The following is a 21,036-nucleotide window of genomic DNA, read 5'->3' on the forward strand; positions in this document are numbered from 1 at the left end:
CCCACAGGGGCGGACAGCCCGGTCAATTCAACCAATCAAAAAACAATCGGTATCAACAAACTTGGCACACTATTGAGTTCTCAAACAACAGACACACCCGGCACCACCACCACAACAACACGCCATGTGGATCGCTCCGGAGCAACTTTTCAAGCTTACCCGCTGGCTTCTCACTTGTCAAACCGGCGTCTGCGACGATCCACACCCGAAGGCTTGATTGTCGGTTTTTCCGTCTGACTCCGTGGAGCAGCGCGGAAATAAACTCTACCACCACTGTGCCCGGATGGCCAACCCGGCAGTGAAGCTCATTCCTGACCAGCACCGCAGGCCACGAAAAAGCCCGGGATCGCGGGGATCCCGGGCCTTTCACAGGGCTGGCGGTCAGTTGGCGGCTGACCCCGCCGGCTTGAAGTACGCAGCACCAAGCGGCGGCAGTGTGACGCTCAGGGTGGCCGGCTGTCCGTCCTGGCCCTCGTCCGTTGCCTTCAGTTCCCCGTTGTTCAGTACACCGGAACCGCCGTACGTCGTGGCGTCGGTGTTGAGGACTTCAGTCCAAGCACCAGCCTCCGGCACTCCCAGGGTGTAGCCGGCGTGCGGCGCTCCGGAGAAGTTGATGGCGCAGACCAAAGGGTTGCCATCCTTGTCCCAGCGGATGAACGACAGGACGTTCCGTTCTGCGTCTCCCCCGTTGATCCACTGGAAACCGCCAGGCTCGTTGTCGCGTTCGTACAGAGCAGGGGTGGATGCGTAGAGCTCGTTAAGGTCCTTGGTCAGCAGCTGCAGTCCCTTGTGCGCGGGGATGTCGGCGAGCCACCAGTCCAGCCCGTGCTGTTCGGACCACTCCGCTTCCTGGCCGAACTCGGTACCCATAAAGATGAGCTGCTTGCCCGGGTGTGCCCACTGGTAGGCAAAGAAGGCACGCAGGTTGGCCAACTGCTGCCAACGGTCACCGGGCATCTTGCGGAGCATGGAACCCTTGCCGTGCACTACTTCGTCATGGCTGATGGGGAGCAGGAAGTTTTCCGTGAACGCGTAAACCAGGGAGAACGTCACCGTGCCGTGGTGCCACTTGCGGTTGATGGGCTCCTCGGAGGCGTACTTCAGGGAGTCGTGCATCCAGCCCATGTTCCACTTCAGGCCAAAGCCCAGGCCGCCGTTGCTGGTGGGTGCGGTAACACCGGGGAACGCCGTTGATTCTTCAGCGATCATGACAGCACCGGGGTGCGTCTTATAGACAGTTGCATTGACTTCCTGGAGGAAGGAGATGGCTTCCAGGTTTTCCCTGCCGCCAAAGCGGTTGGGCCGCCATTGCCCTTCTTCCCGGGAGTAGTCCAGGTACAGCATTGAGGCGACGGCGTCCACGCGCAGGCCGTCGATGTGGAACTCATCCAGCCAGTACAGGGCGTTGGCCACGAGGAAGTTGCGGACCTCGGTGCGGCCGAAGTCGAAGATCAGCGTTCCCCAGTCCGGGTGCTCACCCAGGGCCGGATCAGCGTGCTCGTACAGGGGCTCGCCGTCGAACTGGGCCAGGGCCCAGGCGTCCTTGGGGAAGTGTGCCGGCACCCAGTCCAGCAGGACGCCGATACCGGCCTGGTGGAGGGCGTCCACCAGGTACCGGAACTCGTCAGGGTGGCCGAACCGGGAGGTGGGCGCGAAGTACGAAGTGACCTGGTAACCCCAGGACCCACCGAAGGGGTGCTCGGCCACCGGCATGAATTCGACGTGGGTGAACCCGAGCCACTTGACGTAGTCCACGAGCTCCTTGGCGAGTTCCCGGTAGCCGAGTCCCAGCTTCCATGAACCAAGGTGGACTTCGTAAACGCTCATGGCGGAGTTGTGCGGATCCCGTTTGGCACGGGCCGCCATCCATTCGTCGTCCTTGAAGGCGTACGAGGGTTCAACGACCCTGGACGCCGTCAACGGGGGAACTTCGGTGCCGAAGGCCAGCGGATCTGCCTTCTCCACCCAGTGGCCCGACTTGGTCCTGATTTCGAACTTGTAGCACGCCCCTGCTACAACACCGGGAATGAAGATCTCCCACACTCCGGAGGAGCCCAGGGAGCGGAGCGAGTTTTCGCGGCCGTCCCAGCCATTGAAGTCGCCAATGACGCGGACAGCCTGGGCGTTGGGCGCCCACACGGCGAAGGACACACCATCCACATCCCCCAGGGAGGACTTGTAATGCTGGACATGGGCGCCCAGTACTTCCCAGAGTTTTTCGTGCCGGCCTTCACCGATGAGGTGCAGGTCCACTTCACCAACGGTGGGCAGGTAGCGGTAGGGCTCGTCCACGGTAACCGGTTCAGCACCCGGGTAGGTGACGGCCAGCCGGTAGTCCGGGACGTGCCCTTGCTGCAGCGGGTCCAGCACAGCCACCCACACCCCGTGGGCCTCATGCTCCATGGGAATTTCGCCGGCCGCGGTGATGACGGTGACAGCTTCGGCCAAATGCTTCACCGTGCGGATAGTGACGTGCCCGTAGTCGTCCAGGTGTGCGCCCAGAATGGAATGGGGGGCGTGGTGTTCGCCGTTCGCGATCCTGCCCAGGGTGCCCGCATCCACGTGCAGCGGCACCCCCGGACGGTCCGTTCGTGCTGAGCCTGTCATTTCACTACCTTCCGATGCTGCCCCGGCGTTGTCGCCGACGCCCTTACCGCTGAGGAGCCGCCTGGCGGCCTTCACTGGGATCGCCAGCCAGTCCGGCCTGTTACGCATTTCATAAACTACTTCGTACAGGGCCTTATCCAGCCACAATGCCACAAACAGCGGTGATTCCCTGTTGACCGTACCCGGGGTGACAGCCGCATAACCGGCAAGGAACGCTTCGGCGCAGTCATCAACCCAGGAGTCCGGCACCTGCGCGCCCTCCTGCTCGCGCTGCGCTGCTCCCGCGGCGTAATCGAAGGAACGGAGCATGCCAACGACGTCCCGGAGGGGAACATCGGGAACGTTCCGTTCCGCGATGGGGCGCAGCGGTTCACCTTCGAAGTCGAGGATCGCCCACCGCGGGGCGTTTCCGGCCTGCCCGGGAACCTGGAGGATCTGGCCAAGGTGGAGATCACCATGGATCCGCTGGAGCGGACCGGTGGGCACAGCGTCAAGCCCGTTCAGGAGTTCGTCCAGCGCTGCGTCGTAGGGGCCGACGGCGGAGGCGGCTTCCGCCCAGGCCTGCCGGACGCGCTTGGCTACTGCAGGGGCAACCGCCTTTCCGGGTTCAGCTTCCGCTGTTTGCCCGAGCGCTTCGGCGAGGCGGCGGTGGACTGTTGCCGTGGCAGCACCCAGGGCGCGTGCCTCGGCCGTGAAATCCGTCCCGGACCGGGCCGCGTCAACAGCGAGCCGCCAGGCGTCCCGTCCGCCGGCCAGGAACTCATGTGCCACCGCAAGCTCTCCCTGGACGTACCGCGAGCCGGAGCCCGGCCCGTCGGAGGAGGAACCGCCGTGCGTCAGCCATTCGCCGCGGACCCAGCCCAGGGTTGCCGGCACTTCAGCGGTGCCGGCCGACGTCAGGGCGGCGCCGACCTCAACCTCGGGGTTGGTCCCGTCCGACAGGACACGGAAGAATTTCACGATGGCGGCCGATTCGCCGTCGTCCACAATTACTGAAGTGTTGGACTGCTCTCCGGAAAGGACCTTTACCACTCCGTGGGCGGTGGGCAAACGGTGGTTACCCGGGGTGCGGAAGCCGGTGGCCGTGCCGCTGGGGGCCTTTTCCCCGCCACGCATCAGCTCAAGCCAGCCGCCAACAAAATCGGGATCGTGCACAGCGTCGTAAACCCATGGCCGCGACGGATCCATGCCGGCGGCCTCCCCCACCAGCGCCCGTTCCATCCCTGCAGCCGGCGCCGGCCGGAAGCTCAAGGGAACCTGGATCACGTCGGTGCGGCGTCCGGCACCGGCTCCCTTGCTGGTCACTTTCAGGAGGAACACTGCGAGTGCGGCATGGCCGGAAGGATCTTCCAGGCCCAGGCTGCCGGCTTGGGACAGCTCGAAGCCGGGCGACTTCACGGGGAACCAACGTTGCTTCGGAAGCCATTCCTGAAGCAAGGCGGTAAGGGCAGGAGTAAGGATGGGCTGGTTCATGTGTCAGTTCTCAATCGAGAGGATCGGCATTGCCTGCGTATAGGGGGACGAAGGATTGGACGCTGCCGACCGGATCCTCAGCCAGAAAAAATCGTGGCTGCCTAGGGTCAGCGTCAGCGTCCCGTCCTCGTTGATGCCGGGAAACGGCTGGCCGCCAAACACGTCACGAAGACCGCGCCCGCCGTAATCGGGGATGCGAAGCCTGGCGGCCACTGGATGCTGCGAGAGGTTGAAGGCACACAGGATGGATTCGCCGTCCACACCGGCGGAGTTACCTCCGGGCAGCTCCCGGAGGTAAGCCAGCACGGCGTCGTGGTCGGCCTCAACATGCTTGAAGGCACCGAGGCCGAAGGCGGGGTGGTTCTTGCGGACGGTGAGGATCTGCCGTGTCCAGCGCAGGAGGGACCCCGAGTGGGCGGCCTCGGCCTCAACGTTTGCCATGTTGTAGTTGTAAACCAGCGACTGGATGACCGGCAGGTAGAGCTTGCCCGGGTCCGCGTTTGAAAAGCCCGCGTTCCGGTCGGGGTTCCACTGCATGGGGGTCCGGACAGCGTCGCGGTCTTCCAGCCAGATGTTGTCCCCCATGCCGATCTCGTCCCCGTAGTACAGGAACGGGCTGCCCGGAAGCGACAGCAGCAGGGCATTGATCAGTTCGATCTCGGCGCGGGAGTTGTCCAGCAGGGGCGCGAGCCGCCGGCGGATACCGATGTTGGCCCGCATCCGGGGGTCCGGTGCGTACCATCCCAACATCGCCGCCCGCTCATCGGCGGTCACCATCTCAAGGGTGAGCTCGTCGTGGTTCCGCAGGAACGTACCCCACTGGGCGCCGTCGGGAATGTCAGGCGTGTCCTGCATCGTCTCGATGATGGGCGCGGCCTTTTGGTCCCGGAGCGCGTAGTAAAGCCGGGGCATGATCGGGAAGTGGAAGGCCATGTGGCATTCCGGTTCCTCATCCGTCCCGAAGTACTCCACCACCTCGTTGGGCGGCTGATTGGCCTCGGCAATGATTACGCGGCCGGGGTAGCTTTCATCCACCATGGCGCGGAGCTTCCGGAGGAAGTCATGGGTGGCGGGCAGGTTCTCGCAGTTGGTTCCCTCCTCCTCGAAGAGGTAGGGAATGGCATCGGCGCGGAACCCGTCAATGCCCTGGTCCAGCCAGAACCGCACCACGTCGAAGAGGGCGTCGATAACCTTGGGGTTCTCAAAATTCAGGTCGGGCTGGTGGCTGAAGAACCGGTGCCAGAAGAACTGCCGGCGGATGGGGTCGAAGGTCCAGTTCGATTCCTCGGTGTCCACGAAAATGATGCGGGCATCCTGGTACTTCTCGTCAGTGTCGCTCCACACGTAAAAGTCGCCGAAGGGCCCGTCCGGATCCTTCCTCGATTCCTGGAACCAGGGGTGCTGGTCCGAGGTGTGGTTCAGGGGAAGGTCGATGATGACCCGGACCCCCCTGGCATGGGCCTCGGCAACCAGCCGCTTGAAGTCGGTTATGGTGCCGAACTCGTCCAGGACTGAGTTGTAGTCCGAGATGTCGTAGCCGCCGTCGCGCAGCGGGGACTGGAAGAACGGCGGCAGCCAGAGGCAGTCCACGCCCAGCCACTGCAGGTAGTCAAGCCTGTCGATGAGGCCCGAGAAATCTCCCGAGCCGTCACCGTTGGCGTCCGCAAAAGCTCTGACGAGGACCTCGTAGAACACGGCCTTCCGGTACCACAGCGGATCGTGCTGCAGGCCCGGCGCATTCAGTTCGAAGGTGCTCTTCGGCGTGAAATGCTGGCCCGAACTTTGCGGGTTAAAACTCACTGATGCGTTCTCCTCACGCTGAGGATGTGTGCGGGCTCAACGTGCGGATCGAGGCGGACGTAGTTGAACTCGCCCCACTCCCAGCTTTCACCGGAGATGAGGTCATCCACGTGGAAGCCGCCGTTCCCAGTGAGGTCCTGGGGGTCCAGTTCAAGGGCGGCCAGGTCCAGAGCGACGCTGCATTCCTTGGTGACGTGCGGATCCACGTTGACCACCACGATGATGGTGTCCTTGGAACCATCGGCGAGGGTCTTGTGCTTGGAGTACACCACGGTGGAATCGTCAGTGCTGTGGTGCACAGTCAGGTTCTGCAGGTCCTGCAGCGCCGGGTGTGTGTGCCGCAGTTCGTTCAACCGGGTGATGTAGGGGGCAAGTGTCCGCCCGGACTGTGCTGCTGCGTCCCAGTCCCGCGCCTTGTATTCGAACTTCTCGTTGTCGATGTATTCCTCGGCACCGGGGCGGGCAACATGCTCGTACAGCTCATAGCCGGCGTAGACGCCCCACAGCGGGCTTGCCGTGGAGGCCAGGACTGCCCGGATCTTGAACGCGGCCGGACCGCCGAACTGCAGGTATTCCGTGAGGATGTCCGGGGTATTCACAAAGAAGTTGGGCCGGAAGAAGGCCGGGGACTCATGGCTGACCTCGTGGAAGTACTGCTCGATTTCCTTCTTGGTGTTCCGCCAGGTGAAGTAGGTGTAGGACTGCTGGAAGCCCGCGCGGCCCAGCGCGTGCATCATGGCAGGGCGCGTGAAGGCCTCGGCGAGGAAAACGACGCCGGCAACTTCCTTATTAACCTGCGCGATGAGCCATTCCCAGAACCACACGGGCTTGGTGTGCGGGTTATCCACGCGGAAAATCTTCACGCCGTGGCTGACCCAGAGCAGGACAATACGGAGAATTTCGTTTGAGAGGCCCTCGGGGTCATTATCGAAATTCAGCGGATAAATGTCCTGGTACTTCTTCGGCGGGTTTTCCGCATAGGCAATACTGCCGTCAACCCTGGTGGTGAACCACTCTGGATTGGACTGGACCCAGGGGTGGTCCGGGGCAGCCTGCAGGGCCAGGTCCAGAGCTACTTCCAGGCCGAGTTCGTTGGCCCTTGCCACGAAGGCGTCAAAGTCATCAAAGGTGCCAAGGTCAGGATGGATGGCGTCGTGGCCGCCCTCCTTGGCGCCGATTGCCCAGGGCGAACCGGGATCGTTGGGCCCTGCAATCAGCGTGTTGTTGGGTCCCTTGCGGTGCTGGACACCGATCGGGTGGATGGGCGGCATGTAAATGACGTCAAAGCCCATCGCGGCAACGGCATCGAGGCGTTGCGCCGCCGTGCGGAAGTTTCCGGAGGTCCAGGCGCCCGTGTTGTGGTCACGGACTGCACCTTCGGAACGCGGGAAGAACTCGTACCAGGCGCCGCGGCCGGCCCGGTCCCGCTCAACCAGCAGCGGGTACTGCTGGGAGACTGTCACCAGTTCGCGGATTGGCTGGCGCGCCACGATGCCGGCCACTTCCTGGCTGAAACCGGCGGCGAGGCGCTCTTCCGCGGTGAGGGAGGAGTCCGCCAGCGTGTTGGCGGCACCGCGCAGGGCGGCCCGGTCCGCCTCGCTGCGGGAGTCGTCGTCGGCTGCTTCATTCAGCAACACGGCACCCTCGGCGAGCATCAGCTCGACGTCGATGCCCGCTTCCACCTTTACTTCCGCGTTGTGGTGCCACGTGCCGTAGCGGTCGTGCCAGGCTTCGATGACGAAGGACCAGTTGCCGGTGTCCGACGGCGTGAGGACGCCTTCCCAGCGGTCCGTGCCCATGCCGCGGACCCCGCGCGGCGGTGCGAGCCTGACGCGCTGGCGTTCCTGGCCCGCCGGATCCAGGAGCACGGCACTAACCCCCAACTGGTCATGCCCTTCCCGGAACGCGGTGGCACCCACTACGATCCCCTCGCCAGGCAGCGCCTTGGCTGGAAACTTTCCACCCTCCACCACCGGCTGCACGGCCGTGATGGGGAAACGTCCAAACCGGAGGCCGTCCGTGATGGCGCCCAGCGGCTTTTTCTTCGATGCGGCAATGGTTTCTGAGTTAGTCGTCACAGGCTCGACGTTAGCGAGAAATGACCCGGAATGCTAAGCCTGCGCACTATTTTCATTGCGGCCCGTGTCATTTCCTCCCTGCCAACTGTCATTTACCCAAAAGAAACCCGATGCTGGTTCCGGCTGCCCATGTTGTCGGTTAGTGTGACGCAGGTGAAGGCAATCCGCAGATTTACGGTCCGTACAGTCCTCCCCGAACCGATCAGGCCGCTCGCCCGGCTGGCGAGTAATTTGCGCTGGTCCTGGCACCGGCCCACGCGGGAGCTTTTTGCCGGTTTGAACCCCCGGCTTTGGGTGGAGAGCGGCGAGGACCCGGTGGGTTTCCTTGGCCTGGTGAGCCGGGAAGAGTTCCAGCAGCTGGCGGCAGACCAGTCCGTAGTGGAACGCGTCCGCGCCGCCGAGGAGGACCTTGACCGGTACCTCGAGGAGCCCCGCTGGTACCAAAGCCTGGGCCCGGATGCGCCGGCGTCCATTGCCTACTTCTCCCCCGAATTCGGTATCACCGAAGTCCTCCCCCAGTACTCCGGCGGCCTGGGCATCCTGGCCGGTGACCACCTCAAGGCGGCCTCGGACCTGGGCGTGCCCCTGATCGGCGTGGGCCTGCTCTACCAGGCCGGGTACTTCAAGCAGTCGCTGTCCAGGGACGCCTGGCAGCAGGAAACCTATCCTGTCCTGGACCCGGACGGCCTGCCGCTCACTTTGCTCCGTGAGCCTTCCCGCGACGGCAATGGCCGGCCGCTGCAGATCTCCCTGCCGCTGCCCAACCACCGCCGGCTGCTGGCACACATCTGGCGCGCGGACGTCGGACGCGTCCCTCTGCTGCTCCTGGACTCGAACGTCCCGGGCAACGACGAAGCCGCCCGCAGCATTACTGACCGCCTTTACGGCGGCGGCGGAGACCACCGCCTGCAGCAGGAACTGCTGCTCGGCATGGGCGGGGTCAAGGCGCTGCGCGCCTTCCAGAAGCTCACCGGGACCGGCGCCCCCGAGGTGTTCCACACCAACGAAGGCCACGCCGGCTTCCTGGGCATTGAGCGCATCCAGGAACTGATGTCCGGTGACGAGGCGCTGACGTTTGATGAGGCTTTGGCCGCAGGCCGTGCCTCCACCGTTTTCACCACGCATACACCGGTGCCTGCCGGCATCGACAGGTTTGAAATTTCCCAGATCCACCACTTCTTCCAGGCGGGGCTCGCTCCGGCTGTGCCCGTGGACCGGATCCTGGAGCTGGGCCGCGAGAATTACGCAGACGGCAACCCGTCCGTCTTCAACATGGCCGTGATGGGCCTGCGGCTGGCGCAGCGGGCCAACGGCGTGGCCAAGCTCCATGGCGAAGTGTCCCGTGGGATGTTCTCCGCGCTGTGGCCGGGCTTCGACCACTCCGAAGTGCCCATCACCTCGGTGACCAACGGTGTGCACGTGCCCACGTGGGTGGACAGCCGCATCTCCAAGCTGGCCCGTGACCAGTTCGGCAGCGAGGCTGAAGCGCTGGGTCGCTGGGACCTCGCCTACAACGTCAGCGACGCCGACGTGTGGGAGCTGCGCCGGCAAATGCGGAGCGCCCTGGTTGACGATGTCCGCCGCAGGCTTCGGGCTGCGTGGAAGAAGCGCGGCGCGGCCGACGCCGAGCTGCGCTGGACGGACAGGGTGTTGGACCCGGACGTTCTGACCATCGGGTTCGCCCGCCGCGTGCCCACCTACAAGCGCCTCACCCTGATGCTGCGCGAGCCGGACCGGCTCAAGGCACTGCTCCTGCACAAGGAGCACCCGATCCAGCTGGTGATCGCCGGCAAGTCCCACCCCGCGGACGACGCCGGGAAGAAGATGATCCAGGACCTGGTGCGCTTCACCGATGACCCGGAGGTCCGCCACCGCATTGTCTTCCTGCCCAACTACGACATCGCGATGGCCCGGACGCTGTTCCCGGGCTGCGATGTGTGGCTGAACAATCCGCTCCGGCCGCTTGAGGCCTGCGGGACGTCCGGCATGAAGGCCGCGCTGAACGGTTCGCTGAACCTGTCCGTCCTGGACGGCTGGTGGGATGAGATGTACGACGGCGAGAACGGCTGGGCAATTCCGACGGCCAATAACGACGCGTCCCCCGAGGAACGCGACGATATCGAGGCCGCCGCGCTCTACGAGCTCCTTGAGACACAGGTTGCCCCGCGGTTCTACGGCAGCACAGTTTCGGAAGGAGCCGGAGCAGCCGGGCCGTCCACCTCGGGCACCGAGAAGGTGCCAACGCACTGGGTGTCGATGATCAAGCACACGCTTTCACACCTCGGCCCGGCAGTTTCGGCCGAGCGGATGCTGCGTGACTACGTGAACATCCTCTACCGCCCCGCCGCGGAAGCGGGCCGGGCTGCCGGTGCGAACTCCTACTCCCAGGCCCGCAGTCTGGCAGCCTGGACCGCCAAGGTCCGTGCCGCCTGGCCGCAGGTGCACGTGGAGCACGTGGACTCGGTGGGGGTCGCCGAGGATCCGCAGATCGGTGACACGCTCCAGGTCAATGCCTACGTGGCACTGAACAGCCTCACCCCGGAAGATGTCAGCGTGGAAGTCGCGTACGGCAGGGCCGAGGAAAGCGACACACTCACGGACATCACCGTGGTGGAGCTGAAGGTCCAGGAAGACCTGGGCAGCGGCCGCCACCTCTTCAGCGGTTCCCTGATGATCGACCGCTCGGGATCCTTCGGCTACACCGTCCGGGTGCTGCCGCGGCACGATGCGCTGGCGTCCAAGGCCGAGCTGGGCCTGATCGTTAACGCATAACAGGCAGGGCCCCTAACCACTGCAGGAGGATTCCGTGAACGACCGTACAGTGGCAGACCTGATCGTGGAGCGGCTCACGAGCTGGGGCGTCAACCGCGTGTTCGGGTACAGCGGGGACGGGATCAACGGTTTCATGGGGGCCCTGCGCCGTGCAGGGGGCCGGGTCGAATTCGTACAGGCCCGGCACGAGGAAAACGCCGCCTTTATGGCGGTGGGGCATGCCAAGTACACCGGCGGCGTGGGCGTGGTGACGTCCACCCAGGGTCCGGGCGCCGTCCACCTCCTCAACGGCCTTTACGACGCCAAGCTCGACGGCGTGCCTGTAGTAGCCATTGTGGGGCAACAGAGCAGGACGGTGCTGGGCTCGGCCTACATGCAGGAAATTGAACTGACCGGCCTTTTCAAGGACGTCGCAGCCCAGTTCGTGCAGCAGGTCAACGCCCCCGAGCAGCTTCCCATGGTCCTGGACCGCGCCTTCCGCACGGCAAAGGCGACGTCCTCGCCATGCGTGGTGATCCTGCCGCATGACATCCAGTCCGCGCCCGCGCCCGAACTGAAACAGGAACATGGCGTGGTGGTCACCGCGCCGTCCTGGAGCACCTCCGCCAAAACACCGCGCGGGGAAGACCTGGACGCTGCTGCTGCCATCCTCAACAACGCTCAGCGGGTGGCGCTGCTGGTTGGCCAGGGCGCCAGGCATGCCGGCCAGGAAGTGGTGGCCGTCGCGGAACAGCTGGGGGCGGGCATTGCCACGAGCCTCCTCGGCAAGCCCTACGTGGACGAAACCTTGCCCTTCGCCGTGGGAACCATGGGACATCTGGGCACCACCGCCAGCGCGCACCTGCTGGGCAACTGCGACGCGCTGCTGATCGTCGGCTCGAATGATCCCTGGACCGAGTTCTATCCACCACCCGGAGCCGCCCGGGCTGTCCAGATCGATATCGACGAGCGGAAGATCGGCAACCGGTACCCCGTGGAGGTGGGACTGGCAGGGGACGCGGCAAGCGCCCTCCGGGCCCTTGGTTCGCGGCTCAACCAGCGGCAGCGCGGGCAGTGGCGGGAGGACGTCGAGAAGGAAGTCACACGCTGGCGTGCCCTTGCCGAAGAACGCGCCGCGGTAACAGCCAACCCGGTCAACCCGGAAAGGGTGGTGCGGGAGCTCAACGGCAGGCTGCCGGCTGACGCCCAGTTGAGCATCGACGTTGGCAGCTGCGTTTACTGGTATGCCCGCCAGCTGGTACTTCCGCAGGGGGTACCGGCCCACCTGTCAGGGACGCTGGCCAGCATGGGCTGCTCCATCCCCTATGGTATTGCTGCCAAGCTTGCCCGCCCCGACCGGCCGCTGGTGGCGTTGTCCGGGGACGGCGCCATGCAGATGGCCGGAATCGCCGAGCTGGTGACGGTGGCGCACCGGTGGCGGCAGTGGGAGGACCCGCGGTTCGTCGTCTGCGTCTTCAACAACCGGGAGCTCGCCGAAGTGACGTGGGAGCAGCGGGAGTCCGAGGGTGAGCCGCGGTTCCGGGCCAGCCAGGAACTTCCGGACTTTCCGTTCGCGGGCTACGCCGACCTGCTGGGATTGACCGGCATACGGGTGGACGATCCGGAGCTTCTTGGCGATGCCTGGGAGCAGGCGCTGGCCGCTGACCGCCCGGTGGTCATCGAAGTGCTGACAGACCCCGAGGTTCCCCTCCTGCCGCCCTTCCCGGGAGGCCGTGAGAAAGCGGAAAGCATGCGCAAGGCCCTCGCAGAGGAAGAAGGCAGCGGCCGGGCCCTGGACCTGCTGGAAACCTACACCGGCCAGGAAGAACGGTCCTAGGGGCAGCGCCGCTTGTCAGAGCAGGACGGCTGTGACGGAGAGGTCTTTCCCGGCGTAGCGCTCGGCGTCCTGCAGGATCTCGCAGATGACGCCGAAGGACCTGTCGGCCCGAAAAGGCGCGGCCACTTGCCAGAGCACGGTGACCGGCGCGTTGCCGTTGTCAGTGATGCTGTCCGCGAAGTCATGCAGGGAATCGTTCAGGGCGTCAAGGTTGACGCCGTAGTGTTCGGGAAAGCTTAGGACCTCGCCAAAGGTTTCAAGGACGGCCCTCTTGCTGTCGGCGGCGGGAACCACCAGGCTACGGCGGCCGGCGTCGGCCACCTGTTCCTGCAGTTCTTCCAGGGTCCAGGTGTCGCCGGAGTAGATCTTCATTATTGCCTAGCTGCCTTCTGCTATGAATCGGAACGTCTCGTAGTGGTCATCGGTGTAGTATTTCTCGCCGCCGTCGCCCGCAACGATGCGCCGCGCTCCCCGGTCTGATTCTCCCGGTGTGGGCACCGTATATTCCCGGTAGTAGCCCCTGTCCCGCCGGGGCAGGATCCGCTCAAAGTTCCCGAAGGTCTGGTCGTCCTGGCTGTATCGGTAAGGTCCACCGGCGCGGATGAGGTTGAGGGTCCGGCGGGCTTCACCGGGCAAGGCCGACTCCCGCACTTCCGGCAACCCTGACGGGTTTTCCGGCGCCTGCGCTCCGGGGGTGGCAGCTGCTTTCCCCGGGGCGGCAGCAGGGGAACCGGCTGCCGGCGGGCCTGTTGCGGCACCCGGGCCGGGCGTGGCACTGGCCCCGGCCTCCGTCGTCGTACTTTCCGCCAGTTGGCCCAGGATACCGGTGCCGCCGAACGCGAGCAGTCCCAGTACCACGAGCGCAGTCAGCAGCAAGGGCAGAATTTTGCGGTGGCGCATCATGTTGTTCCCCGGTGCATCAGGTGCGGTAGATGTTGATGGAGTTCGCCTCCACGAGGTCCCGCTCCCCCGACAGCACCCGGCTGCCCTGGCGGAGCTCGTGCTGCGGTGTGGTGGTCAGCCGCAGCTCGAACTTCGTGTGCAGAGCGCCATCGGTGACGATCCGGGGCAGCGTGATCTGAACGTCGGAAGTGCTGCCGTTCACCACCACCAGGCCGGCCAGTGTCCCGTCGTCCGAGCCGAGCAGGAGTTGGATCACGCGGTGATGCGGATCGTTCCAGCGTTCCATGGACATGGGCTGCCCGGCGTGGTCGAACCAGTACAGGTAGGACTGCTCATCGCGGACCGGGAAATCGCGGGGCTGCGCGGCGAGGAACTCCTTGCGAAGGCGGATGTACCGTTTGGTGCTCCGAAGCATCTCGGAGGACTCCGGGGTCCTTGTCCAGTCCAGCCAGGCGATGGCGTTGTCCTGGCAGTAGGCGTTGTTGTTACCCTGCTGGGTCCGGGCCAGCTCGTCTCCGGCGGTGATCATTGGGACGCCCAGGGAAATCAACAACGAGGCCATCAGGTTGCGGCGGGACTGGGCCCGTCTGGCCAGGATCTTGCCGTCCTCGGTGGGGCCCTCGAAGCCGTGATTGTAGCTGCGGTTGTCGCCGTGGCCGTCGCGGTTCTGCTCACCGTTGGCTTCGTTGTGCTTGCGGTCGTAGGAAACGAGGTCGTTAAGGGTAAAGCCGTCATGGGCCGTGATGTAGTTGACGGATGCCAGCCTGGAGCGGCCGGACCCGGCAAACAGGGCTGCGGAACCGGACACTACGTCTGCGAGCTTGGCCACCGTGCCGCCCTGCCCGCCGGATTCAAGGGAGGCGCGGTCGGCCAGCCAGAAGGTGCGCACGGCGTCACGGAAGTGGTCGTTCCAGTCTGCCCAGCCGGACGGGAAACGCCCGGTCTGCCAGCCGCCGTAACCGATGTCCCAGGGTTCGGCAATCAGCTTTACGTCGGAAAGGACGGGGTCCGCAGCAACGGCAACCAGGAACGGGTGCCCGGGGTCAAACTCGTTGGCCTCGTTGCGGCAGAGGGTCACGGCAAGGTCAAAGCGGAAGCCGTCAATGTGGAACTCGTCTACCCAGTAGCGCAGGGAATCGAGCACCAGCTGGACCACCTGGGGCTCGGCAAAGTTAAGGCTGTTACCGCAGCCGGTGGTGTCCACGTACTTGGCGTGCCCGTCCGTCCGGTAGTACTTGTCCTCCCCCAGCCCGCGGAAGCTCAGGGTTTGCCCGTCCGGCCCACCTTCTGCAGTGTGGTTGTAAACGACGTCGAGGATGACTTCCAGGCCAGCGGCGTGGAGCGCTTTGACCATTCCCTTGAACTCATCCTGGACCGCCTGCGGGCCCGCTTCCTGTGCCGCTTTAGTGGCATAGCCGGGATGCGGGGCGAAAAAGGCCGCGGTGTTGTACCCCCAGTAGTTGGTCAGGCCCAGGTCCTGCAGGTGCGGTTCGTCGAGGTGGAAGTGCACGGGCAACAGCTGAACCGCCGTAATGCCCAGGCTCTTGAAGTGTTCGATAACGGCCGGGTGTGCCATGCCGGCGTAGGTGCCGCGCAGTTCCCGGGGCAGGTCCGGGTGGAGCATGCTTTGCCCCCGGACGTGGGCCTCGTAGATGATGGTGTCGCGCCATTCCAGGCGAAGCCGCGTATCTGATCCCCAGTTGTAGTCGCCGGCTACCCGGACGCTGCTCAGGAATCCGTCGCTCTGGTCCACTGCCCGGCCGTACGGGTCCAGGAGCAGCGGCTGGCCGCCGTCGCCATCAACGTTCTGCGCAGGCACGGCAAGCGGCAGGGACTGCTCCGGTAGCGCCGGCCGGAAGCCGTACCGCGAGCCGTAGGGCAGGTTGTCCACAATCCCGTGGTGGACGCCGTGGTTCAGGTTGGGCAGCGCCTGCACGCGCCAGTCCCGGCCTGGTGCTTTGTAGACGATCTCCAGGCTCCGCACGCCCGGGGCGTAGCAGGCCACATTGGCCCGTGCGCCCGGACGGGGACCAGCACCGGCTGGAGCCGCCGCATCCGGGCGCGGAACAGTCACACCAAGTGGAGAGGCCGTTGAGGCATCCGTGGTGGAAGCAGTGTCGAAGAGCGGCATGACCATCCCCTAAATCTTAGCCGCCGAGGGCACATCGCCTGCCTGTGCGTCACATTCGCGCACAGGCAGGCCTGGAAACAAACTTTGTTGTTGTGACGCGGTTACTTTGCCTTGCGCTGGCGTGATATTTCGTACAGCGAGATGCCCACTGCCATGGAGGCGTTGAGGGATTCCATGGCCGAGTCGATGGGAATCGAAACGATCTGGTCGCAGTTCTCCCGGACGAGGCGGCTGAGGCCTTTGCCTTCCGAGCCCACCACGATGCACACCGGCTCGGAGGCGAGGGTGAGCTCGGGAAGGGACACATCGCCGTCTCCGTCAAGGCCCAGGACAAAGATGCCCATGTTCTTGAACTGCTTCAAAGCACTGTTGAGGTTGGACGCGCGTGCCACAGGGACCCGGACCGCTGCCCCGGCGCTGGTTTTCCATGCTGAGGCGGTGACGCCCACAGAGCGGCGTTCGGGGACGATCACGCCATGGCCACTGAAGGCGGACACGGAGCGGATGATGGCACCCAGGTTTCGGGGATCGGTGATGCCGTCCAGCGCCACGAAGAGCGGCGCGTTGGCGACGTGCCCCTTCTTCCACTTCTCCACCGTTTCTTCGGCGAGCTCGTAGGCGTCCTGGTAGTCGTACGGCGGGATCTGCAGGACCAGGCCCTGGTGCACGGCGTCGTCCGTCATCCGGTCCAGTTCCGGTTTGCCGGTCTCCAGCAGCGGAATGCCGCGTTCGGCGGCGAGCTTCAGGGATTCCTTCACCCGGTCATCCATTTCGATGCGGATGGCGATGTGCAGGGCCTTGGCGGGAATGCCGGCCCGCAGCGCTTCAACTACGGAGTTCCGGCCCGTAACTACTTCCTCCATAGCCCGTCCCTTAGGTCCGGACTTTGTTGCGCCGGCGCTGCGCGCGCCTGTGCTGCGCTTGGCGGCTGAGCGCTCCGCGAGCTGCTTGGACTTGTGGGCTTTATGGTACGGACGGTCCTCCGCCTTGGGCGTGGGGCCCTTGCCTTCGAGGGCCTTGCGGCCATGGCCACCGGTTCCGATGGTTGGGCCCTTCTTCGCTTTAACCGATCGGCGACCATTGTTGGCCATGATGTTCCACCCTTGATTGTGCTGACTGACTCTGCCTACCAGTCTACTGAACCAAGTAAAATCGCCCGACCCGCTGGAATTGCCTGCGCGGAAACTGCCGGCTCAGTCCCGCTTCAGGCTCCAGCTCGCACCGTCCGGGCCATCCTCCACGACGACGCCGGCTGCGGCCAGTGTGTCCCGGATCGCGTCCGAGGCGGTCCAGTCTTTTTCGGCCCGCGCCGCGGCCCGCGCTTCCAGCTGCGCCTGGACCAGGACCTCCAACGCTGTTGCTTCCTTGCTGCTGACGGCATCGGTTCCCGCGACGGCGTTGAGCCCGAGCACCTCCGTCATCATTGCCACGGCGGACAGCGCCTGGCGGGCGGCGTCGTCCTCACCTTCGGCGAGGGCGGTGTTCCCGGCGCGGACCGTCTCGTGGAGGGCCGCCAGGGCACGCGGCACGTTAAGGTCGTCGTCCAGGGCCTCCGAAAAGGTGCGGACAGCAACGGCGGATGAGCCGAAGTCACCAGAAGCATCGCCTGAGGCTTCACCGAAGCGGGCGGAGGCCTTTGCCAGGAAACTGTCAATACGTTCGACGGCGGCGGCAGCCTCCGTGAGCGACGTGGGACGGTAGTCCAGGACGGAGCGGTAATGTGCCTGGCCGAGGTAGTAGCGGACAACCCGGGGCGACGCCAGTTCCAGCATCTCGGCCGGGCTGATGGTGTTCCCGATCGATTTGGACATCTTGTCGCCCTGGTAGGTGACCATGCCGTTGTGCATCCAGAAGTTGGCGAACGCGTGGCCGGCGGCCTGGGACTGGGCCAGCTCGTTTTCATGGTGCGGGAACCTCAGGTCCAGCCCGCCGCCATGGATGTCGAACTCGGTGCCGAGGTATTTGGTGACCATCGCCGAGCATTCCAGGTGCCAGCCCGGGCGGCCGGCGCCCCAGGGGGAAGCCCAGCTCGCGGTGGCCGGCTCGCCGTCCTTGGATCCCTTCCACAGCGCAAAGTCGCGGGGGTCCCTCTTGCCCCGCGGATCAGCATCGGGGGCCGCCTGCATGTCGTCGATGTTCTGCCTGGTGAGCGCGCCGTATTTGCTCCAGGAACGGACGTCAAAGTACACGTCACCGGACTCGTCCAGCGCGGGGTAGGCGTGCCCGCGGTCGATCAATTGCTGGATGAGAAGATGCATCTCCGGGATGTGGCCGGTGGCGCGCGGCTCGTAGGTTGGCCGCGAGACGCCAAGCGTGTCGTATGCCTTCAGGAATTCCTGCTCGTAGCGGTACGCGAGGGCCCACCACTCTTCCTGGGGCACCTCGCCGGCCTCCGGCGTAAACCCTGCCGCGAATGAAGCTTCGGATTTGGCGAGGATCTTGTCATCGATGTCGGTGACATTCCTGACCACCGTGACCCGGAGCCCCCGGTAGGTCAACCAGCGGGTGAGCTGGTCAAAAGCAATGGCTGAACGGATATGGCCCACGTGGGGCATGCCCTGCACGGTGGCGCCGCAGTAGTAGAGGCTGGCCTTGCCCTCAACGAGGGGGACGAAGTTCCGGACTTCGGCGGAGGCGGTGTCATAGAAGCGCAGGGTCACCGCTCCAGATTAGCCGATGGCGCCGGAGGGTCTCGGATACACCAGCGCTGTGGCCACCGCAGAGATACCTTCTCCACGGCCGGGGAAGCCCAGGCCGTCGCTGGTGGTTGCCGTAACGCTGATGGGTGCGCCGGCGGCTTCGCTGAGCACCCTTTGCGATTCTTCCCGCCGGGGACCGAACTTGGGCTTGTTGGCAACGAACTGGACGGCGACGTTGCCGATCTCGAAGCCTGCTGCCCTGACGATCCGTGCCGCCTCGGTGAGCAGGGTAACTCCGGAGGCACCGGCGAACTCGGGCCGACTGGTTCCAAAATGGGTACCAAGGTCACCGATACCGGCGGCCGAAAAGAGCGCGTCGGCAGCCGCGTGGGCAACGGGGTCGCCATCGGAGTGCCCTGCGAGGCCGCGTTCACCCTCCCAGAGGAGCCCCCCGAGCCACAACTGCCGCGGCGCATCTTCCGGTGCGTAGGCATGGACGTCAATGCCGATGCCGGTGCGGGGCAGGACAACGATGGGGTCAGGCACGGTCAGCCCTCCACCCAGCGGGCGCCCAGCGGCCCTTCGAGAAGCCCCTCGGCGAGGATCAGATCCAGCGGAGTGGTGATCTTTAGGGACTGGCTGGAGCCCCGTACGGCATGGACCGGGGTACCCAGCAGTTCCACGAGCATGGCGTCATCGGTAACGGCGGCGGCCTGGCGCTCGTCCAGGTCCCGGGCTGCCTCATGTGCGTTCAGGAGGGTCCCCAGCCGGAAACCCTGGGGCGTCTGGACAGCGCGCAGGTCCTCGCGCGGTGCGGTCCCGGTGACAACCTCCGGTGCGAAGACGCTGTCCTCCCCAGTAGTCGTGGCCACCGTTTTGACAGTGTCCACGACGGCGACGGCAGGAATTACTGCCGAGGCGCCCGCCGCCAGTGCGTCCACCACCCGGTGAAAAACCGATTCGGGCGTCAGGGCCCGCGCTGCGTCGTGTACCAGCACGGCGTCGATGCCCTCCATTAGCGCAGCTATCCCGGCGCGGACGGACTCAGCCCGGGTGGCACCGCCGACGACGATGGAAAGGAGGGGGCCGCCGTCGGCCAATTCCTCCCGGAAGTCCTCGCACAGCTGCCGGAGGGCAGTGTCAGCGGCTGGCAGCGCTATGCACACCTGGCTGCTGACCCCGGATGCAACAATGCCCCTCAGGGCGTGCATCAGGATGGGTTCGCCGCCGAGCGGCACCGCCGCCTTGGGCATGCCGTAGCCCAGCCGCTGCCCGGAGCCGGCGGCCACCAGGATCACCGCGGTGACAGGGCGCGTGGAAGTTTCACTCATGCGGACTAGCCTACGTCCCCGCTGCCGGCCCCGCCCGGACCTGAATCCGGGCAAAAAGAAGCCCCGGCGGCACTTGGGTGCCACCGGGGTTCAATTCTTAGGAAGCCAGGACCTCGTCGAGAACGCTTGCAGCCTTCTCCTCGTCGGTCTTTTCAGCCAGCGCCAGTTCTGAAATCAGAATCTGCCGGGCTTTGGCCAGCATTCGCTTCTCGCCTGCGGAAAGGCCCCGGTCGTGATCGCGGCGCCACAGGTCGCGGACGACCTCTGCAACCTTGATGACGTCACCGGAAGCAAGCTTCTCCAGATTTGCCTTGTACCTGCGTGACCAGTTGGTGGGTTCTTCGGTGAACTCGGCACGAAGCACATCGAACACGTGCTCCAGGCCTTCCTTGCCCACTACGTCCCGAACCCCAACAAGATCAACGTTCTCTGCTGGAACTTCAATGGTCAGATCACCCTGGGCCACCTTGAGCTTGAGATACATCTTCTCTTCGCCCTTGATGGTGCGCATCTTGATTTCTTCAATCTTCGCAGCACCGTGGTGAGGGTAAACTACTGTCTCGCCGACCTCAAATACCATGTGGACATTTCCCCTTTCCCGCTGACCAGTTTATCACGATTCAGGCATATGACCGGCCGGGAAGCGGGCCGGGAACCGCGTAAATACGCGGAAAATGGGCATAAACAACCCCCTTCACCCCCTTGACGAACACGGATAATAGTGCATGCTGCGGGTGCTGCCAAGGGCGATATGACAATGCCGAATCCGCGTTTAGCAGGGTTTGCGGATAGGCTATGCGTGAATAATCTTCCAGAACTTTCGAGGAGTACGTGACGTGCGTTTCACTGCGACGAACCGGGCCCGCCGCGCCAAACTGGCCCTCACGGCAGGTGCCCTTGGCATCGGACTGCTGGCCTCGGGCTGCGGGTACACCAATTCCCAGCAGACCAGCGTTCAGTACCAGTCGTCGGACGGCATCATCACCGACCTCGGCCCGCTCCAGCTGCGCAACATCCTCATCATCTCCAATGGGGAGGACCAGCCGGGCCGCGTCATCGGCGCCGTCTACAACTCGTCCTCGGAGGATGTGACGCTGACACTCAACGGCGCTGAAGGCTCGCAGACGGAAGTTCCGGTCAAGGCCAACTCCTCCACCCTGCTGAACAACACCACGGACGAAGTGGTCCTGAGCACCACGGGCGGAATCCCGGGCTCCCTTGTGGACGTCAAGATCAGCGAAGACGGCACCAACGTGAGCAACACCGTGCAGGTTCCGGTGCTGGACGCAACCCTGCCCGAGTACAAGGAATACCTGCCGGCAGGCAGCACTCCTTCGCCGAGCCCGTCCGCCACGCCAACGGCCTCCGAACTCGGCGGCGGAAGCGGCCACTAAGGCCCACACACAACGCAAACAAAAGGGAGGGGCCCACGGGCCCCTCCCTTTTTGTGCTCCTAAATGGTTCCGGTCCGGAGCCGGCAGTCCTG

Annotated in this window: 15 protein-coding genes; 4 read left to right on the top strand and 11 right to left on the bottom strand. The window is 64.8% G+C overall.

The window, feature by feature from the left end; all coding sequences use genetic code 11:
* Positions 1–237: hypothetical protein (locus AC5RVN_RS10805; protein WP_494137926.1), on the top strand; the 237-nt coding region annotated here is incomplete at its 5' end.
* Between the two features lie 144 nt (positions 238–381).
* Here AC5RVN_RS10805 and AC5RVN_RS10810 read toward each other — a convergent pair.
* From AC5RVN_RS10810 to AC5RVN_RS10820, 3 genes are read right to left on the bottom strand one after another with little or no spacing between them, the layout of a single operon-like run.
* Positions 382–4,080 carry a 1,4-alpha-glucan branching enzyme gene (locus AC5RVN_RS10810; protein WP_494040771.1) on the bottom strand — a complete coding sequence of 1,233 codons (3,699 nt, stop codon included), beginning with the start codon at positions 4,078–4,080 and terminating at the stop codon, positions 382–384.
* A 3-nt stretch (positions 4,081–4,083) separates the two neighbouring features.
* Positions 4,084–5,880, bottom strand: a complete 1,797-nt coding sequence (gene treS / locus AC5RVN_RS10815; RefSeq protein WP_494040770.1) for a maltose alpha-D-glucosyltransferase — start codon at positions 5,878–5,880, stop codon at positions 4,084–4,086.
* On the bottom strand, positions 5,877–7,958 hold the full coding sequence (locus AC5RVN_RS10820) for an alpha-1,4-glucan--maltose-1-phosphate maltosyltransferase (protein WP_494040769.1): 2,082 nt from the start codon (positions 7,956–7,958) through the stop codon (positions 5,877–5,879). Before AC5RVN_RS10820 ends, treS begins: the two co-directional genes overlap by 4 nt.
* Positions 7,959–8,111: 153 nt before the next feature.
* Here AC5RVN_RS10820 and glgP point away from each other — a divergent pair, with 153 nt between their 5' ends.
* Both glgP and AC5RVN_RS10830 read left to right on the top strand, forming a co-directional pair.
* Positions 8,112–10,730: an alpha-glucan family phosphorylase gene (gene glgP / locus AC5RVN_RS10825; RefSeq protein ID WP_494040768.1), complete on the top strand. Its 2,619-nt coding sequence runs from the start codon at positions 8,112–8,114 to the stop codon at positions 10,728–10,730.
* 34 nt (positions 10,731–10,764) lie between these two features.
* Positions 10,765–12,546 (top strand): thiamine pyrophosphate-requiring protein, encoded by a 1,782-nt coding sequence (locus AC5RVN_RS10830; RefSeq protein ID WP_494137927.1) that lies wholly within the window; start codon positions 10,765–10,767, stop codon positions 12,544–12,546.
* Positions 12,547–12,561: 15 nt separating this feature from the next.
* Here the strand turns inward: AC5RVN_RS10830 and AC5RVN_RS10835 are convergent, their stop codons facing one another.
* From AC5RVN_RS10835 to AC5RVN_RS10870, 8 genes are all read right to left on the bottom strand, one after another.
* Positions 12,562–12,918, bottom strand: coding sequence for a barstar family protein (locus tag AC5RVN_RS10835; RefSeq protein ID WP_494137928.1), 357 nt, complete (start codon positions 12,916–12,918; stop codon positions 12,562–12,564).
* Between the two features lie 6 nt (positions 12,919–12,924).
* Complete coding sequence (locus tag AC5RVN_RS10840; RefSeq protein ID WP_494138113.1) at positions 12,925–13,446, bottom strand: guanyl-specific ribonuclease; 522 nt, start codon at positions 13,444–13,446, stop codon at positions 12,925–12,927.
* Positions 13,447–13,465: 19 nt separating this feature from the next.
* Positions 13,466–15,586: a glycogen debranching protein GlgX gene (gene glgX, locus AC5RVN_RS10845; RefSeq protein WP_494137929.1), complete on the bottom strand. Its 2,121-nt coding sequence runs from the start codon at positions 15,584–15,586 to the stop codon at positions 13,466–13,468.
* Positions 15,587–15,681: 95 nt separating this feature from the next.
* Positions 15,682–16,671 carry a 23S rRNA (guanosine(2251)-2'-O)-methyltransferase RlmB gene (gene rlmB / locus AC5RVN_RS10850; RefSeq protein WP_494137930.1) on the bottom strand — a complete coding sequence of 330 codons (990 nt, stop codon included), beginning with the start codon at positions 16,669–16,671 and terminating at the stop codon, positions 15,682–15,684.
* Positions 16,672–16,773: 102 nt separating this feature from the next.
* On the bottom strand, positions 16,774–18,240 hold the full coding sequence (gene cysS / locus AC5RVN_RS10855; protein WP_494137931.1) for a cysteine--tRNA ligase: 1,467 nt from the start codon (positions 18,238–18,240) through the stop codon (positions 16,774–16,776).
* A gap of 9 nt (positions 18,241–18,249) precedes the next feature.
* The gene (gene ispF / locus AC5RVN_RS10860; RefSeq protein ID WP_494106583.1) at positions 18,250–18,765 is read right to left on the bottom strand and encodes a 2-C-methyl-D-erythritol 2,4-cyclodiphosphate synthase; all 516 of its coding nucleotides are present in this window, start codon (positions 18,763–18,765) and stop codon (positions 18,250–18,252) included.
* A gap of 2 nt (positions 18,766–18,767) precedes the next feature.
* Positions 18,768–19,550 carry a 2-C-methyl-D-erythritol 4-phosphate cytidylyltransferase gene (gene ispD, locus AC5RVN_RS10865; protein WP_494137932.1) on the bottom strand — a complete coding sequence of 261 codons (783 nt, stop codon included), beginning with the start codon at positions 19,548–19,550 and terminating at the stop codon, positions 18,768–18,770.
* A gap of 97 nt (positions 19,551–19,647) precedes the next feature.
* On the bottom strand, positions 19,648–20,130 hold the full coding sequence (locus tag AC5RVN_RS10870; protein WP_011690592.1) for a CarD family transcriptional regulator: 483 nt from the start codon (positions 20,128–20,130) through the stop codon (positions 19,648–19,650).
* A 256-nt stretch (positions 20,131–20,386) separates the two neighbouring features.
* On the opposite strand from AC5RVN_RS10870, the gene AC5RVN_RS10875 reads away from it, so the two are divergent.
* Positions 20,387–20,944 (top strand): hypothetical protein, encoded by a 558-nt coding sequence (locus tag AC5RVN_RS10875; RefSeq protein WP_494040759.1) that lies wholly within the window; start codon positions 20,387–20,389, stop codon positions 20,942–20,944.
* Positions 20,945–21,036 lie beyond the last annotated feature (92 nt).

Source organism: Arthrobacter sp. sptzw32, assembly GCF_059089735.1.